This window comes from Bdellovibrio sp. HCB117 (assembly GCF_047305915.1).
GTDB classification, from domain to species: Bacteria; Bdellovibrionota; Bdellovibrionia; order Bdellovibrionales; family Bdellovibrionaceae; genus Bdellovibrio; species Bdellovibrio bacteriovorus_B.
Window position 1 is genome coordinate 788,183 of record NZ_CP178622.1, and the last position, 17,029, is coordinate 805,211.

At 44.6% G+C, this 17,029-nt stretch carries 17 protein-coding genes; 9 read left to right on the forward strand and 8 right to left on the reverse strand.

The annotated features are described in order from the left end of the window. Nucleotides 1-141 precede the first annotated feature (141 nt). The 7 genes from ACLWBD_RS03820 (at nt 142) to ACLWBD_RS03850 (ending at nt 6,238) form a co-directional block, all read left to right on the forward strand. On the forward strand, nt 142-1,275 hold the full coding sequence (locus tag ACLWBD_RS03820; protein WP_413569570.1) for a hypothetical protein: 1,134 nt from the start codon (nt 142-144) through the stop codon (nt 1,273-1,275). Nucleotides 1,276-1,520: 245 nt separating this feature from the next. Next, entirely contained in the window at nt 1,521-2,195 is a 675-nt protein-coding gene (locus ACLWBD_RS03825; protein ID WP_253696874.1) for a FliG C-terminal domain-containing protein, read from the forward strand. 426 nt (nt 2,196-2,621) lie between these two features. Continuing rightward, on the forward strand, nt 2,622-4,349 hold the full coding sequence (locus ACLWBD_RS03830) for an alpha/beta hydrolase family protein (protein WP_413569572.1): 1,728 nt from the start codon (nt 2,622-2,624) through the stop codon (nt 4,347-4,349). Then, nucleotides 4,346-4,960, forward strand: a complete 615-nt coding sequence (locus tag ACLWBD_RS03835; protein ID WP_413569574.1) for a pyroglutamyl-peptidase I — start codon at nt 4,346-4,348, stop codon at nt 4,958-4,960. Before ACLWBD_RS03830 ends, ACLWBD_RS03835 begins: the two co-directional genes overlap by 4 nt. A gap of 61 nt (nt 4,961-5,021) precedes the next feature. After that, a complete protein-coding gene (locus tag ACLWBD_RS03840; protein WP_413569575.1) occupies nt 5,022-5,447 on the forward strand; it encodes a Spy/CpxP family protein refolding chaperone in 426 nt (141 codons plus the stop codon). Between the two features lie 6 nt (nt 5,448-5,453). Beyond that, nucleotides 5,454-5,942: a sigma-70 family RNA polymerase sigma factor gene (locus ACLWBD_RS03845; protein ID WP_413569577.1), complete on the forward strand. Its 489-nt coding sequence runs from the start codon at nt 5,454-5,456 to the stop codon at nt 5,940-5,942. Then, on the forward strand, nt 5,939-6,238 hold the full coding sequence (locus ACLWBD_RS03850) for a hypothetical protein (protein ID WP_413569579.1): 300 nt from the start codon (nt 5,939-5,941) through the stop codon (nt 6,236-6,238). Before ACLWBD_RS03845 ends, ACLWBD_RS03850 begins: the two co-directional genes overlap by 4 nt. Before the next feature lie 52 nt (nt 6,239-6,290). Here ACLWBD_RS03850 and ACLWBD_RS03855 read toward each other — a convergent pair whose 3' ends face one another. Continuing rightward, a complete protein-coding gene (locus ACLWBD_RS03855; RefSeq protein ID WP_413569581.1) occupies nt 6,291-7,391 on the reverse strand; it encodes an OmpA family protein in 1,101 nt (366 codons plus the stop codon). Between the two features lie 247 nt (nt 7,392-7,638). Between ACLWBD_RS03855 and ACLWBD_RS03860 the strand changes: the two genes are divergently transcribed. Next, entirely contained in the window at nt 7,639-8,208 is a 570-nt protein-coding gene (locus ACLWBD_RS03860; RefSeq protein WP_063208661.1) for a hypothetical protein, read from the forward strand. Here ACLWBD_RS03860 and ACLWBD_RS03865 read toward each other — a convergent pair whose 3' ends face one another. After that, a complete protein-coding gene (locus ACLWBD_RS03865) occupies nt 8,209-9,720 on the reverse strand; it encodes a carboxylesterase/lipase family protein (protein WP_413569583.1) in 1,512 nt (503 codons plus the stop codon). Between the two features lie 84 nt (nt 9,721-9,804). Further along, nucleotides 9,805-10,587: a methyltransferase domain-containing protein gene (locus ACLWBD_RS03870; RefSeq protein WP_413569584.1), complete on the reverse strand. Its 783-nt coding sequence runs from the start codon at nt 10,585-10,587 to the stop codon at nt 9,805-9,807. Between the two features lie 34 nt (nt 10,588-10,621). Between ACLWBD_RS03870 and ACLWBD_RS03875 the strand changes: the two genes are divergently transcribed. Further along, nucleotides 10,622-10,951 carry a DUF1904 domain-containing protein gene (locus ACLWBD_RS03875; protein WP_413569585.1) on the forward strand — a complete coding sequence of 110 codons (330 nt, stop codon included), beginning with the start codon at nt 10,622-10,624 and terminating at the stop codon, nt 10,949-10,951. Here ACLWBD_RS03875 and ACLWBD_RS03880 read toward each other — a convergent pair. From ACLWBD_RS03880 to ACLWBD_RS03900, 5 genes are all read right to left on the reverse strand, one after another. Further along, a complete protein-coding gene (locus tag ACLWBD_RS03880) occupies nt 10,948-12,039 on the reverse strand; it encodes a M24 family metallopeptidase (protein ID WP_413569586.1) in 1,092 nt (363 codons plus the stop codon). The two genes, ACLWBD_RS03875 and ACLWBD_RS03880, sit on opposite strands and share 4 nt — an antisense overlap. Nucleotides 12,040-12,075: 36 nt before the next feature. Then, a complete protein-coding gene (locus ACLWBD_RS03885) occupies nt 12,076-15,552 on the reverse strand; it encodes a hypothetical protein (RefSeq protein ID WP_413569587.1) in 3,477 nt (1,158 codons plus the stop codon). 246 nt (nt 15,553-15,798) lie between these two features. Continuing rightward, nucleotides 15,799-16,212: a VOC family protein gene (locus ACLWBD_RS03890; protein WP_413569588.1), complete on the reverse strand. Its 414-nt coding sequence runs from the start codon at nt 16,210-16,212 to the stop codon at nt 15,799-15,801. An 80-nt stretch (nt 16,213-16,292) separates the two neighbouring features. Next, on the reverse strand, nt 16,293-16,628 hold the full coding sequence (locus ACLWBD_RS03895; protein WP_155722584.1) for a hypothetical protein: 336 nt from the start codon (nt 16,626-16,628) through the stop codon (nt 16,293-16,295). Between the two features lie 92 nt (nt 16,629-16,720). After that, entirely contained in the window at nt 16,721-17,029 is a 309-nt protein-coding gene (locus ACLWBD_RS03900; RefSeq protein ID WP_413569591.1) for a hypothetical protein, read from the reverse strand.

Here is a 17,029-nt window from a genome sequence, read left to right on the forward strand (position 1 = left end):
GGCTCTTGTCTAAGACTTCGACAACCAGGAAGGGCCACTGTGTAAAAGAGATAAAGGTATAAATCGAGTAAAATCAAACACTTAGGTCGCGCTGCTTTTTCTGGCATCAGGCTTGGAAGTAATTGAGTGAGAGAGGTGTCTATGAATACGCTCACTAGAATGGCAGCATTGTCCTTTTTGGTAGGACTTTATGTGGGATGTTCCCCAGTGAAGTTCTCGTTGGACGACAGTAAATGTAAAGATAGCGGCTGCGTGGTCGTTGATGGAAAGTATTCTTTCGAATACTCGGCGACAGCTGGTTATGGAAAAGTAGACATTCTAATTGTGAATGACAACTCTGCTTCAATGTCGTTTGAACAAGCTCGTCTTGCTCAAAGATTTCAAAACTTTATTTCTGATCTGGACAGCAAGAAAATTGACTATCGGATCGCAATGACGACTACGGATGTAGCTGGCACCAGCGCGGGAGCCTTATTAGATTTTAGACCTGGTGTAAAGTTTCTCACGAACAAAATGAATGAACGATACACTTGGTTTGATGAAACTATTAGAAGACCAGAAACTTTGGCGTGTGAGAAGTTTATCGCAAACTGGATCCGTAATAATGGTGGTAACAGAGAGTCTATCAACTCTTCAGCTTACTCTTCTGCTTATGCTCAGAACTGTCCATCAGGTGACGAGCGTGGCGTTTATGCGGCGAACTTGGTGGTGAATAACAATCCTTCTAGCTTTATCCGTTCGGACGCTCACTTGGCTGTGATTTTCTTGGCCGATGAAGATGAAAGAAGTGGTCTTTATGGAAACCAAGGTTACTACTTGGATCAAATGGATCAACCGTCTTACTTGATCTCGAATGTGAAAAGCAAATTGGGTGAAGATAAGTACAACTCTTTGAGTGTGCACGCGATTGTTGTTAAAGATAATGCCTGCTTGAATCAACAGAACAGTCAGACTTTGGATGGCTACTCTGTAACAACGGGTATGGTAACAGGTAGCATTGGTAACGTTTACTTGGCTTTCACAAATCAAGGCTGGGGTAATGCGGCTGATATCTGCTCTTCGGATTATACGACTCAGCTTGGTCAAATTCGCACGAAGATCACAGAGCGTATCAAAGATATCGTGTTGAACTGTTCTAATCCTACAGACCTTGTGGTGACGGTGTCTGGTTCGCCGGTGTCTCACTACATGGATGGAAAGACATTGAAGTTCAACCAATATCTGACCCCAGGTACAAGCGTAAGCTTGTCTTATAAGTGTGAGTCTTTGCAGTAAGATTTAATTTAAATCTGAATAAGGTTTTTAAAAAAAGGATTCTATAATGGAGTCCTTTTCCTTTTATTGGTAAGAGCTTATCTGCAGTCCCGCGATGAGACGTGAACTGATGTGATTAATTATATATGTGTTGCAAACTAGAACGGTGGAAATAGGCCGTGCGGTAATTGTGCGGGTGAATCAGATTTATTTTCGTTAATGCTTTAGTCCTGGATTGTGTTTCCGATACATCTAAACATATGGGCATGTTAGACAGATACAAAAAAAAGGGCGGCTTTTATCAATTATTACAATTGTTGGAGACATCACCAGCGACAAAGCGGGAACAGTTTCTTACATTGATTGCGGGGGAAAGTCCTGCGTGGGAAGAGGCACTTCGTAAGCGCATTCTGACTATTACGCGCGTCTATTCTTGGGATGGTCAATACTTGGTCGAGATCTTTTCTCGTGTGCAGCCATTGACGTTGGCGAATGCAATGCACGGAAATCCTCCAGAGCAAGTTGAGCAACTACTGGGTTGTTTGCCGCCGATTTCAAAACGCAAAATCACGGATCTTATGGCCGAGTCGAACCCCACTCCCGCAGAGAAATCGACGTGCATTTCAAAAATGCTGTCTGATGTGCGTGGATTTGTTTCTCAAGGTATTATCCGTCTTGAAAAGGTAGATCCCGAGCTTCATATTCCTGAAAATATTGAAGAGATGTTGAGTGTGAATGCTTTCGCTGTCCCAACATATGAAGTGGATGTGGCGAAGAAAGATGCGAAGCCTAATATCGTTGGTGAGTCTTCAGAACCTGCTTCCCAAGAGGTGGAGTTCTTAAAACGTAAGATGAATCAGTTGGCTTCAGAAGTGAATGCTTTGAAGCACGAGAACTCTGTTCTTAAAGACAAGTTGGCGCAGATTAAGAAGATCGCTTAGTTTACAGAGTTAAAAGAAAAAATAAAAAAGGTGGAGTTTAATACTTCACCTTTTTCATTTCTATCCATCGCACCAGATTTCCATTGATTCGTCATCATCACAAACTCAAAGTCACGAACCGGGACGACTGGTTTCGTGAATCCTTCTTTCTTCAATCGCAATTTTCTATATGGGCCACCATCATTCTGTCTTGATGGCTGGTCCGGAGAAGTCGTTTTGGAATGTGAGTCGTTGCGATTTCAACCTCTTAGTTCGGACATAGGTAGATCCTCGAAAAGACGCGAGAAATGTATCGTGGTGAAACGAAATTCGGGGAGTTTCCAGCGAAAAGTCCCTAATTTTGTAAAGAGTTTTGACGAAATTAGTTTTCTCTAAACCCCGACGAAACCCTAGTCGATAGGCCTCATGAAGTACGTGAGGTAAAAAATGTCAGCTAAGATTTTCAGCATGTGTGTTGGAACGTTTTTGTCAGTAACTGCGATCGCTCAGGCGCAATCCGTCGGAAAAGCGGGAGTCGATTCTGAAACTCTTTTTTATCAAGAACTAGCCAAAGAGTCGGGTGAGGATGTTGCCAAGGTTCAAGGTCTTATGGATGAAGTCCCAGATGGACTGAGTACAAAAGATATGAGCCCTGAGTGTGATCCGCGTCGCTTTGAAGATAGTGTCGTTGGTAAGAAACTGACGACGGCCCAATACTACGCAACAGTAAACAAATATTTTAAAAACTGCTCTGCGGAGCTCACTCGTCGTTCGACGTTAGGTATCTTGGGACTTTTGAAGTATTCAAGCTATATCTATCCAATGTTCACGCATCCCCAAATCAAGCAAGTGGTGATCAAACTTGCTGATGGTACAAAGGTGCCTGCGATTTTGGCGATGAAGAACGATCCACGCCCACGACCTTTAGTGATCGTGCGCTGCGGGGTCTTCTGTTCCGCCGTGCAGTCAGCTTCGATCAAAGCTTACACGATGATGTTATTTGACCAGAGCCCGTTCAACCTTCTGTTCTTAGCGAATCAGACGGGAATGGACTATATCTACAGCAACAAGCGTGTGACGTTGGGCGGTTGGGCTGAAGGTTATGAGTCTTTGGAAGTCGGTAAGTGGATGCTAGAGAAGTGGGAACACAAAGACCGCATTTCAAGTGTTCACTTAATGGGTATTAGCTTGGGAGGAAACGCGGCGGTGATGGGCGCGGCCTTCAATGACAAGTACCCTTTAGCGAATGGCAAAAAGGTTTTTAATTCCGTGACATCTATTTGCGGTGTCGTGAGTCTTCGCCCAACATTGGATAAGCTTTATGGAAGTCAGATCATCGGCCGCATCTTTACCAAGATGACGAAAGATCATTTCAATGAAGCTCGCGAATATGTCAAAGACGTACCGGATCTTATTACGGATGAGAATATTCCTGGAAGTCGCAGAAACATGCCGGACTATATCGGCTTGTTAGCCTCTGAGTCTTTAAAACGTCGTGGAATTGCGAGTACACCGGAATCTTTCTTCAAAAGTAATAATTTCTGGAATTGGAAAGATGAAGTGAAGACACCATTGATGTTATGGGCTTCTCGCGATGATATGGTCGTTAATAACAAGATCAACACCGAAGTAGTTGAGTACAGCGATCAATATGAAAATTCTCCGATCGTGGGGACTTTGAACTTGAACCATGGAAATCACTGCGGCTTTTCTTCAGCGTACGGGATGGCAGCTTCGGCGGCTGTTCTAAGAACATTCGTATTGAATCACAGCCCTGAGTTCGTAGAGTCCTACAGCAAGAAACAAGAACTTCCTTGGACGTTTGGGTTTAAAAAAATCGGAACGACGCAAGAGCACGTAGGACAAAGCTTTACCTTCTACTCTCAGTCTGAAGAAGTGAAAGTGACTTTCCGTTTATTCAATTGGAATGGGGCTGACAGCTGTTCTACCGCAGGTCCTTGGAATGCGTCCGGCGCTTGCGTGCAAAAGCGTGAGTATTGGGTGCCAGTCTCAAGCCTCAAGGCCTTAGGGGCTCGTGTGCCGCGCACCGATGCGGAAGCGCATGCCTTAACTCGCGAATTCAATACGAAAGTGGAATTCCGTATCAAAGGTCATCCCTTAAATGGTACAAGCAATAATGAATTTTATATGACATGGAGAAGCCATTTTGAATGAGGAAAGTCCTCGTAACTGGGTTTGAACCCTTCTTAAATGAAAAAATAAATCCAAGTGAAATCCTTCTTGATTGGCTCAAGAAGGATTTTGCTCATCAAGCCGAGACGCTTTTGCTGCCAGTTTCTTTTGCGGAGGCACATAAGAATATTAAAAGTCATCTGCAGCTGAATTCCTATGACGTCATCCTTATGCTTGGGCAAGCCGGGGGAAGAAATAAAGTTTCATTAGAACGAGTGGCTTTAAACTGGATTGAGACCGAACATCCGGATGAAGAAGGATTCAAACCGTCGCGGGGAGTGATTGAAGAAGGTGCGTCAAGCGCCTTATTTACCTCGGCACCTGTGACCGCGTGGAAAGACGCTTTGATTCAAAAGAATCTGCCCGTCGAAATTTCTTTGAGCGCCGGTGGCTATGTTTGCAACTACACTTACTATCAAGTTTTACAATGGCTTGAAACGAACCAGAAGCCCTCTGCCGCGTGTTTTATTCATGTGCCGTATCTCAAAGAGCAAGTGACCGACAAAGCCGCAGGAACGCCGTATATGGAGCTAGAGACCATGAAGGCGGTTTTAACTGAAATCCTTTCGCAACTGACCGCAATTCCAAAATGAGAAAAATAAAAATGAACCTTCCCAACGCCTGCTTCGTCTAAGGAAGCAAAGAGGAGGAACAATGAAATTGAATCAATTTCTTGCATCCATCGTGGTCCTATCAGTTATTTCCAGCACGGCTTTAGCCCGTGGTCCTGGACGCGACGGCGGCCGCCACAAGGATGAAATTGTCCCAATGGAAAAGCACTTTAATCCAGAGAAGATGAAAGAGCTGGGACTGAGTGAAGAGCAATCCGCAAAACTCAAAGCCATCCGTGAAGCTAAACAGGCGGAGTCTGAAAAGCTGCGTGTGGAAGCCCGAGAAGCGCGCCATAAGTTTAAACAGTCGATTCGTTCCAACGCTTCTCGTGAAGAAGTTCGACAAGCGTTCCAAGCTATGATTGATAAAAAAGAACAGCTGGGGAAGCTTCGCTTAGAAAGCATTTTGGACGCTCGTGATGTTTTATCAGATGAACAAAAGGCGAAACTTTTTAGCCAGGGAAAATAAATCGACGTGAGCGCTAAAACTGCAGAGTCATTTCATAAACTTTATGAAGTCCATGCCACGAAAGTGCGTGGGCTTCTTTTTCGTTTAGCGGGAGAAGGTCCTTTGAAGGATCTCACGCAAGAAACGTTTATGAAGGCCTGGGAGTATCGAGATAAGTTTCGTGGCGAAAGTGAAGCTTCGACCTGGATCTTTCGAATCGCCTATAACTGTGCCGTCGATTATCTTCGTAAGAATAAAAAATTAGAAGAGCTTCCAATCATCGAAATGGAAAACTCTTTAGAGTCTGATCTTTCCAACCGTCAACTGGTGGATCTTATGCTTTCCTCTTTGAGCATTGCGAATCGTGCCGTTGTCGTTTTGTTTTATCTGGAGGATCAGAGCATTAAAGAAATATCTGAAGCGCTGAGTATTCCGGAAGGCACGGTAAAGTCGCGTTTGAATCAGGCGCGCACGAAGATGACTGAGCTCATGGCCAGAAAAGGAGTGCAAGTATGAATGACAAATCTTTAAAAGACTTTTTAAAGGCTCACGCCGGCAAAGCTCCTGAAGCGGATTATGCGGAATCTTCTCGCATCTGGGCTCATATTCAGGCAGAAAGACCGCGACGTATTGCGTGGATCTTATTTCCTACTTTGGTGACATCTTTAGTAGCTGTGGTGTTCCTGCGATTTGAAAAAGCGCCTTCGCAAATGAATGAAGAAGAAGTTTATCTTCAGCAGGAGTGGGCCGAGATGCAAAATGAAGTCGATGCGGAAATAGATCAAGAATTCGTCACGGTATTTGAAAAATAAAAAAGATCTGACTTTACTAAGCCAGATCTTTTTTATCGTCAGCTATCAAAGATTATTCAATCGTTGATAAAGCCTCACGAAGTTTCGCCTCATCTTTGACCCCAATAAAGATCAATTCGGCGCGACGATCCGAATCTTGCATGCCGGTAGAATCGGCAGTTCCTTTACCGACTGCAGCGACATCGACATCATCTAAACCATTTTGTTGTAAGATGGAACGAACTTGTTCCGCACGTTGCTCTGACAACTGTTGGTTGAATTGTTCACTACCTGTAGAATCGGCGTATCCGTGAACTTCAACTCGATCATAAAGGTCTTTATTTTCCTCTAGAACAGTCGCGATACTTGCCAACTTCTCTTGATCTTCTGGAGACACTTTGGCTTGAGCAGTTGGGAACTCGATATTGGATTCATCCTCAACCAACGCAGTTAAACCGACGGCTCCTAAGGCAGCAGCGGGTTCAACGTCAGCGACAGGGCGAGCCGGTTCGACAACTTCTTCAACGATAGTCTCTTCAGTTTCTACGGGATTCTCTGTAGTTCGGACTGAAGTTCTATACGCAGATGGATTCCAACCGATTTGCAAATCAATCAAATACATGTAGACGTTATTATCTACAGTATTTGTCATCGCCATCGCGCGGGCTCCTAAGCGGGCTAACCAACTTGGTGAAAGATTGAATTCTTTCAAAGCTTGCAAGCCAACGAAGTGCGCGTCCCCTTGATCGGCGCCTAAGTCCTGACCTTGTTCATAAAATTGGTTGCCTACGACACCGGCTTGCCAACGTGTACTATCCCAGCGATAGCGAGCCGCAAATTCCAACGCGCCACCTGTCATGGCTGTGTCTTCATTGTCACCAGCTTGTGAGAATTGTTGGTTGTTCACCCCGTAACCTAGGTCAAAAACCACGGGGGCCTGTAGGTACCAGGAACCTAATAATTTGAGTGTTGCGGGTGTTCCTTCCGCGGAACCATCTTCGTCATATCCAGTGTAACCACCACCTAGCCCAATGAAGGGTAAGAGGCCTCGGGGAGCTGTTTCAGCTTCTTCTCGAGTGAACTCCATCGTACTGGATGTTGACTCTTGGTCTGCTTGATTCGCGTAAGAAAAGGAACCAACGCATAGTATTGCAGTGAGGATCAGTGTTTTCATGGTAGTCTCCTTTTTTGTCAGCTTTAGTATTTACCTCTCATGCACAGAATCAAATTTTCACAGGCCTAAAGAATGTAGGTTTGTCGAGATAAATGACGCAGACTAGGCATCTGTCCCAAAAAGAAGTTACCGTGGCGTAATTCGATCCTGGTCTTAATCTGAAACGTCTTGGGATCGTCATGGCGCATAGAATTTGACCTTGTCGGTTGCCCTGCTACAGTGAAGAAGCAGAACTCGTGGAGGATGTATGCGTAAGTTACTTCTAGTATGTGCAGTGTTCGCTGTTGCAGCCTGTTCATCAAAACACAAAGCAAAAGACATTGATACGACCGTAGGTATGTCAGCACCCGTGCGTGGTGATTCCGTCGTCGGCGTGAAAGACGGAGATATGGTGTACCAACGCAAAGTCGTCATGAGCGAAGAGCTTCGCCGTCTAGAGTTAGATGTGTACGATTTAGAAGCGAAGGTCCTGGGTGGCCCTCGATACCTAGACAATCGTGGCCTTTACGGAGTTTTGCGCGATTGCAGAGTTTCGCTTGGCAGTGTGGAAAACAGTGGGGATGGCAAAGTACGTTGGACGGAATCAAGACAGTACGTCACTCCGGATGATGATTTTTCATCCATCGGTGTGGAAGATAAAAAACGTATCGTCGGAGTTTCTGAGGAGTATTTAAAAGACCGTTTGGCGCGCTTTAAAGACTACAAAAACACTTTAGAAAAGCGTCAGGACGAGTACGAAACAAAAGTGAAAGTCTGTGAATTGGAGCTGGCAGCGCAAAAGAAAAAAGGTAAAGCCTCAGCTGCTAACAACGAATAATTATTCAAAAGTGATTTCTTTTTCCCAGGGAGGAAGCTTCTTGGGAAGAAGAAGGTTGGGACTTCCTGTCCAAAAAAAAGATCTAAAATAGTGTGACATCGTCGCACGCAGTTCTTCTCTGGATTTTTTATTTTCTTTTGTCCAAGCAAAGCGCGCGAAATTTTCTTTTTCAGTTTCGAAGTTACCTAAGTAAAACATAGTGTCCATTCCGTGAACGGCGCCGAAAACTTCCTTCCAAGGGGAAGGGGTCTGCTTCCATTTAAAAGTGTATTTATAGACGTTGTCATGACGAGTGCGCAGAAGGTGCGAAAGAGCGTCTATGGTTTGAGACATCGCAAGACTTCCTGACGCCGTTGTCGCACGATAAGTGTTGGCGTCAACCTTGATTAAATCATGCATTGAAAGATCCGCCGGCGAGTTTTGAATCAGATTCCAAAGTTCCGTGGCGGAAGGCTTTAAGAAGTAGCTGCCAATAAGATAGGTGGCTTCATCGTCCGTAGAACCTATTATTAAAGGAACCTGGTGGTACTTTCCTAAAACGGTCTCTTGGAGGCCCACCGGAAAAACAAAATCGTCCACGAAATGCTGAAGAGGGACCGAATAATGTTGAGCACGAATGATTTCGTCTGTGCTCAAAGAAGACATAAATTTTCGGAGCCATTCACGGCTTCTAGTTTTCAGGAAGTCAGCGGCTTCGTCTTTGGAATCGACAAGTCCTCTATTCAGGATCAGAGTTTCCAAAAAATCTGTGGCGCGGGACTCAGCAAGCTTCCGAGGATAAATATTCGGGAGGCCTGCAGAGCACACCGCTTTATGAAATAGATTCTTTGCAAGGGGCGTTTGCAAAAGTCCCCAGACATTCATACACCCAGCGGATTGACCCATAATGGTTACGTTATTGATATCGCCGTCAAAGTGTTCAATATTTTTTTGCACCCAGGTTAAAGCACTGACTAAATCCAAGGTTGTGAAATTTCCGGACCGGTCCCATTTATTTCCATCTAAATAGTGAGAAGATATTGCCCCCAGAAGTCCTAAACGATAATTGACGCTAACGAATACGACATGAGCGCTCGCGGCTAAATAGGATCCATCATACAGAGGGTCCGATGCTGTTCCTTTAAAGTTAGACCCACCGTGAATCCAAAAAACGACGGGGAGTTTTTCTTTGGAAGCTTTCGGTTTCCATACATTAAGGTAAAGACAATCTTCGTTCCCTACGGGAACTCCGAATTGTGAAGAAGGAACATTTGAAAAGTAGTTGCCGATCTGAGGACAGACGGCGGGAAGCTCCTTGGCCTTTAAATTTCCCTTCCACGCCCTCACGGCCCGAGGGGCTTTCCAACGAAGATGGCCCACGGGTGGGGAGGCATAAGGAATTCCTAGAAATGCTTCCGTATCATAGGCCCCGAGAGTCCCCTCAAGTTGGCCTGTGCTAATTTGCAATCGGGGAGAAGCGATTGTTTGGAGTCCTATCATCATTGTGGAAAGCACAAATAAAAAAAGCTTCATAGTCTTTTAATACTTTGAAGCTTTCTAACGATAAAGTTTAATAACTGTAAGAAACTTACTTACCACTCTAGGTGTGTAAACCCTTTACAATCGCGCCCACATTAGGATGCGTTTGAACGGATAGAAAAAAGGTTTGTCATCAGGAAGTTCGTGAAACAGACGCTCTTTGTATTCTTCCGTAAAATCGGAAAAATCATCTGCAGAGAGTCTGCTTTGGAAATAAGTGAGCAGGCTTCCTTTCACCCAACTGATGACATCTTCACGTGAGTTCATAACGTGGGCATAAACTCGTTGAAGGACTTTCTGCTCTTTAAAGCCCAATCTAAAAAGAAGGGTGGCGTAAGCTTCGGGTGTCAACATGGTCAGATGTTGTTTGTAGGATTCCCCTTGCAAAAGTTTTAACCACTTTTTTTCTTCACTCATGCGTACGGCAAGAATATGTGTCGGATAGTCGTGATTCATTGGCATTTGAACGGCGAGCTGTCCCTGAGGTTGCAAAGAATCTTTGAGCTCTTTGTAAAGGGCCGGATGATTCTCACACCATTGAATTGCCGCGTTTGAAAATATCAAATCAAACTTTCCGTGTTGCCCGATATTTTCAATAGATTCTTTTTTAAAATGCAAACCTTCGACAGAAATATTTTTCGCCTTTTCTAGCATCGCATCTGAAGTATCAAAACCCAAAGTTTCTTGAGCATGCATCGTCCGATGTAGAGTTTCGGTCAAATCCCCGGCGCCGCAGCCCAGGTCCACCACGCGTCGTAGGGAAGTTTTACTGTCCACCATTTCCATCAGATCGAAGAAGGGCTGAGAACGTTCGTTAACGAATTTATGATATTGCTGGGGATTCCAAGTATCTTTACTCATAGACAATGTCCTTGGTTTCAGTGATACTTCCATCATGCCTCATATTCGCATGCGCGCAATTAAAACCGAAGTTGTAAGCCAAATGAGTTTTGAACTGCCAAAAATCTTGGCGGCAGAGATGAGTACCTCTGAAGATAATTTCACTTTCGAAGCTGTTGCGACTCAATTTTTCAATATGGGAAAAGCCGACGCTTCTTATCCCTTTATCGAAGTTCTGTGGTTCGCGCGTTCACAAGAAGTGCAGAATCGCTGTGCCGAAATTATTACTAAAAAAGTAAAAGAAGCGATGAAGTGTGACGATGTCGTCGTTGTGTTTCAAGTTTTGGAAAAAACAGCGTATTACGAAAATGGAAAACATTTCTAAGGTTCTTTGATCCAAGGTTGAGGACGGCGCAGTCCTTCGTATTCTTGTGTTGGCCAGCGCTCGTCAACAGTAAGGATTTCTAGACCTTTATCGTTTACTAATATCGTATCTTCAATTTTTGCTCCTGGCAGTGTTGGGTTCCACGCGACCGCGCAAGAATCAAATATGCGAAAGTCTTCTGGCGACTCGGGACGCGCCACGTGTTCCCGGGAAAGATACCCTGTGAGCCCCCCTTGATGATGGCGATGAACCTCTTCCGGATATCCGCGCTGAGCGTAACTGCTCTTTAAAACTTGATACAAAGAACTCATACTTGGTTTTTTCAGACACGCTTTTAAGACGGCGTTTTCGACTTCCATCACATGTTGATGATGCCGCTTTTCTTCGTCTTTCAGTTTGCGAAAGTAAACGAAGCGGGTGAGATTTGCATAAAGCCCCCCTTGGCGGGCGCAGAACACCATCATGGCGGCGTCACCGATTTTTTCTTCAGTCGCGATAGGATGGCGATAAATCTGCATGCGTCGATGACTGCCCACCATGACCAATGTGGGATCGATTCCTCGGCGAAGTAAAGAACGCGCGCCTTCAGAGGCGACGTCAAACTCAGTCCACTCAGGTGTCGCAAAAGAAAGCGCTTCCGTCATGGCTTCTGCGGCGTCTTTTCCTAGTTTCCGATAACGTTCCACCTCGTCATCACCTAAGGTCATTTTTGCCTTGTGAAAGTCAAAGTGCAGCGGAAGTTCTCGACTGGAGGGGCGATCCGAAGCACATCGCGAAATCTTTAAGTGTTGATGAACGAAGTCTTGGGAGGAGTTGATATTTTCCCAAGGAAATGCCAATAGCGCGAAAATCGGTGGCACTTCCTCATTGAGAAGCCTTTCGCGCTCAATAGCATCGGTAAGAACCCAGGCTTTTTCTTGTGTTATAAGAACTTCAGCGACACCGACTTCGGAAGTATAGATGACGACGCTATTCCCGCCACCGGTGACCCAGCTAAACCAGTCTACACCTTTTAGTAAGACGGCCTCTAGGTCATGAGCCTTCATGAGCTCGCGCACAATGTCGATTTTTCTGACCGCCTCACTCATAGAGTTAGGATCGGCCAGCCTGTCCGCACAAACAAGTTATTGGAATACCGGTTGCAATAACACAGTTCGACGGAAGCGATCTAAATAGCTGTGACCTTGGTACTTCCCAATCTCGGGACCCCAAAATTCACTTTGTTTCTGGTGCCTAAAGGTCGGGTGACTGAGCTCTAGCATGTTGGATATATTTGTTGTCACCCAAATTTTTTCGTCTTTTGTTAACTTACGAAGCTGTCCTATGTACTCGGCTTTTCGTCCAATTAAATGATCTAGAACATAGATCAGATCTTTTGCTTGGTCACTCAAAGGGTAAGGTTTTCCAAATGGTGTGGTGCCCTTTTTAATTCCATAAGACAGTTTGTAGGCACGATCTTTAACTTGCGATCGAGCGTCCGAAACCGAGTTTTCATAGTGGTCGTGGAAACGCCCTCCACCGGGTAAAAGATATTCGAGATTATTGATATTAGAAGCGGCTGTCAGGATGTCATGAATAGCTTCTTTTGATATTTGCCAGCGCATGGTGCCTTCAAGCTCAGGATATGCTCCGAGCTCATCGGGCATCACAAAGCGGATATATCTGTTAGATCCTGAACGAGAGTTGAAAAACTTTTTGAAATCGTTTTCAAACTCTTTACGAGTGCAGTAATTATCAAACATCGAAAGTGTGATCATCACTTCCATTTCAGAAAAGGTTTTGCTACTGGCACCTACAACACCTTCAAAAGCTAGATTTACATATTTTCCCTCACCCCAAAATTCACCGACGAAGTTTACGGCAGGCTCCGCCAGTCCGCCTTTAACTTTGTCGTTCCAGATGCGACTTAAAGATCGATCATAGGTGTCAGTTTTGTGAGCGACATAAAGTTTTTGACCATTGACCGTCAACTCGCTGACGCCAGAGTTTCTTCCACGATTCCAAACGAAGAAGGCAAAGTGGGAGTTTTTATTTCTTGCGGACTCCGTCCATTCGTGTGGTTTCACGAGGCGAGCCAGAGTGCTAAAGTCATTATCTATGAGAGCCGAGTCGAAGGACTCTTGCAATTGTGCTTGTCCCAAAGGGTCCTCATTAAGAGTGTCTACGCGATAGATTTTATATGTGCGCTGAACTTTTTCAGCTCGAAAATTCGCTGCTAAACGCACGTAGGTGCGAACGTCCAGACCGGTTTGAAAAGAGGCGACGTCGACATAGTCTGTTGAAATTTCGAATAATGTGGGGTGCGGTTTTGCGAAGTACAGAGTCTTCACCGAGGCATAGCTCAATCCTAAAAGGGCGGCTTCGATTTGAATATCTTCGATGACCTTTAATTTAGTTTTTCCTACTGAAGCTCCGATAGAGTGGGTGACTTGCAGTTGCTCACCGATTCCCAGGGAACGACGAATGTCTAAAATACTAAAGGGATTTAACAAGGCAAAGAAACGGCTCGTTCCCACCTCTTTCATCGTCGAAACACTATGCATGTATTCAAAGGTGTAGGTGTAATACAAACCTACGGGGGTTGTGATTCTGTCTGAAACCAGGCCAATAGGGATGCTGATGCTGAGTTTGTCTTTAAGAAGATAGCGTTTTTGCCCAGGTCCAAGTTCGGGATTTACACTGACACTTCGAGAAGCATCATAACCGATATCGCCATGAACAGTGGCGTGACCTAAATCGATGGTGAAGTTTCCCGCGTTTTCATAAGTCGCCGGATTAAAAATTTGGAGAAAGCGGTTTTGAAGATAGTTGATTGTATAGACGACTCCAGCCTGCAGTGGCGTGAAACGATTTCCTAAAATCGGAAGAGTGTTTTCTGGATATTCTTGTGCGCCTTCTTTAAGAAAGCCCTTTTCACTAATGTATTCTGGATAGCTTGCCGCCAAAGATTCTTTTGAAAGTACAGGATGAAGGGAGTAACCTTCCTGATCTAAGTTAAAATCAGTCATCATTTTATTCAGGCGAGATTTAAACTTTTCTGCGTAAAGTTTCGCAGCGGGTTCCGGAAAACCCGAAGTCGCCATAATAGCATCAATCTGTGCGGTACTGATGCGAGCCAAGCGACGGGCTAACCACTTCACATCGCTATAAGTGGTGTCCTTCCATGTGCGAGAATTAAATACTGAGAACCAGAATAAACGAACCTGTCCATCGCTCCTTTTCGTGAACTCCCAGGTAAATTCATTCACGGCTCCCACATTCCCTAACATCGCGGGAAGCCCTAGGGCAGAGCTTGTATCAGAAATGAAGAAAATAGGAAGCCAGCCTCGCGCTTCATCTTTAACGGCGTCGACACGAGCCTGATACTCAAACTGGTCTTGTAAAGAAATCAAGGCATTATAAAGTACCATCGCGCGATATTCGCGGCGATTGCGAAGGCCATTGTCTCCCATGCGGAAAGGACCCATTCGACGGTACTCTTCTTTATCGGGATAAGCCTCTAAGGTCACGTTTTTCAGAATGACTGCGTTTTCACCGACGATCCGCTCAACGTGAGTGATGGCGCTTCCCATTTCTGTTCCGTGGACACGCTTCCACTGAGTCACGAATTCTTCAAAACTAACATCACCCAGTTCCAACTTGATATGGCGGCGGAAAGTGGTGGGGTTGGCTGGATAACCAATGATTCGCGCAAGATGATTTACGACCGAAGCATTGTAAGCTTCAAATCCGACACGCAAGGTGACGTCTTTCTTTTTAGGCTTTCCTTTTTTGTTCAGTTCATTTTCATCAAACCAGTGCGTTTTAAATTTAATCGTTCCATTCCCCATTCTTTCATAGTGAAAAACGGGAAGTTCAACATCAGGGGCCGGGAAGAACTTTTTATTCCAATACACTTCAGCGTACGGATCGTAAGCTTCAACCTCATTATCAGTCCAGATCGGTGAAGAGGGCGGGTTTAATAAGCTGATGTCTCCGCCGGATGCTTTGAATTTCGCTAACGCCGTCTGTGTGGCAAACTGACCGTTAAGAAGCAAGTTACTGGCTTGAGTCTTGCCTTGCTCATTCACGGGAAATTCAAAAAAGTTTTCGATTAAGTTTTTTGCGCGATCGATGGCATCTGTAAATAGCGTTTTAGGGTAAGGTGTGTATCCTGCTCCGATAAACAGAAGAATGAGTTCGACCTTCTCATGAATTTGAAGGGACGTCATCTGACGATAGCGGTTTTTAAGATCTTGAGTGTGCTCGATGGCAAAAATCAGCGGAGCAATGGTTTCTGCTTCTTCTGTTTGGGCTTCAAGACCTTCTTTCTCTGCCCTGTCATTTTCATAGCCATGCACCAAGATAAGGTTGGCTTTACGATTCATTTTCGCCGAATCCATTAAAAGAGATTTTTGAAATTCTAGGAACTGCAATAAGCTATTCAGTTTTACGGAACTGATTTTTCCGTCTTCGTAAAAATATTTACGGCGGTACTTGTTGAGAACGGGATCGTGTCCTTGTTCAATAATTCCTTCAGATGGGGAATAGGGGCTCCCGGCATAGGCGGGGAATGCGGAAATCGCGACTAAGACACAGAGGATCGATTTTACGAACGTCATATCAATTACCTTATGGAAAGTGAAAGACGACGTCTTAGTGGTTGTTTATGTAGAATGCCAGTTGCGAAAAGATCAGGTTTGTTACTAGAACGAAATACTGTTCTTAAAGAGACTCAGGCTTGAATAATTTGCGACGAGTGACGTTGCGTCCAGATAATATAAAAACACCATCTCCAGTATAGTGAAAAGTTTTTGGGTATTTTGGAGGCTTCGCCGCAGGGGCTTTTACCTCTTCATACCTCTCCTTTAAAGCTTCTTGATTTCGTCATAGCCTCTTCCCGTAAATTCGATCAGGCAAAAGCCGTGGCCGAAAGGATCTGAAAACGTGGCGAGCTTGCCATAGGGTTCGATACGAATGTCGGTTTCTAATTTTGCTCCGGCACTCAACACTTGTTTTTTGCTTTCAGCTATTGATGAAACGACAAAATCCAAGTGAACCGGACTCCAGTGTCGAGAATAATTCCGCCCCGCCAGGGCTCCGGGGTAAGGAAGGGTTCCTTTCTCGTTTTCTAAAAGAAAAAGGGAGAAGGAACTGCCGATAAGTTCAATAAATTTAGAGTCGAAGCGACGGCCTATTTTAAATCCCAAAGCTTCCGTATAAAACTTCACGGCCCGTTCTGAGTTGTCGACGTCGATATTTATTAATATATCTTGTAACATTCTTCACTCCCGTAGCTATGTATTCTAGGGAGTGAAGATGCGTAACCCAAGTTACTACTTCGAAACGATGAACAGCGCGTTTATTCGCAGATCAGAGCTTCTGTTTGACGAACACTTAAAACTGGGTTTTCAAGTTTTGCCGTGATTTCAGTGTCGACAAAATTCATATCGAAACTTTGACCAACATAGCGAGTGTACGAATCAACCAGAACACCTTGGTCTGTAGCTTTTACTTCGCCATTTACGAAAATCACTAGATCAATAATGTCTGTGTTTTCTTGAGGAATTCCGTAAATGAGTAAAGCAGAGTCGGCCGTAGGAAGGCTTCTGCATGTGAAAAGCGTCGAGCTATCCGCCAAAGCAGACTGTGCAAATAGCGCCATCAAAATTGCGGGGATCATTGTTTTTAGTTTCATGTGATTTCCTTTCATGAAGGGTTGTTGTTTTGTTGTGAACCCTTCATACGACAGCTTCTGCAAAGGCTCCAGAAATCCTGACACAAACTGTGTCAGTCACTGCCACGTGTACAATTTAGAATAGCTAGGTCCAAAATGAAACTTTGACCAACAAATGTAGTTCCATCTTCGCTGATATGACCTGAATCTTGGTGAAGAAGTTGCCCTTGCCAAAAAACCAGAACTTGGACTTCTGAGGGTGCGTTGTCTAATCCAATAATGGTCAATGCCTTATTTTTATCTATACATTTGAAAAGCATAGATTGGTCACCGCCACCTTCTTTAAAGCGATGAATGCGGGCAAGGGCCGAAGAGGAGGTAGCAAAAATAAGAGCCGCTAAAGTGATTTGACGTAGAACCAT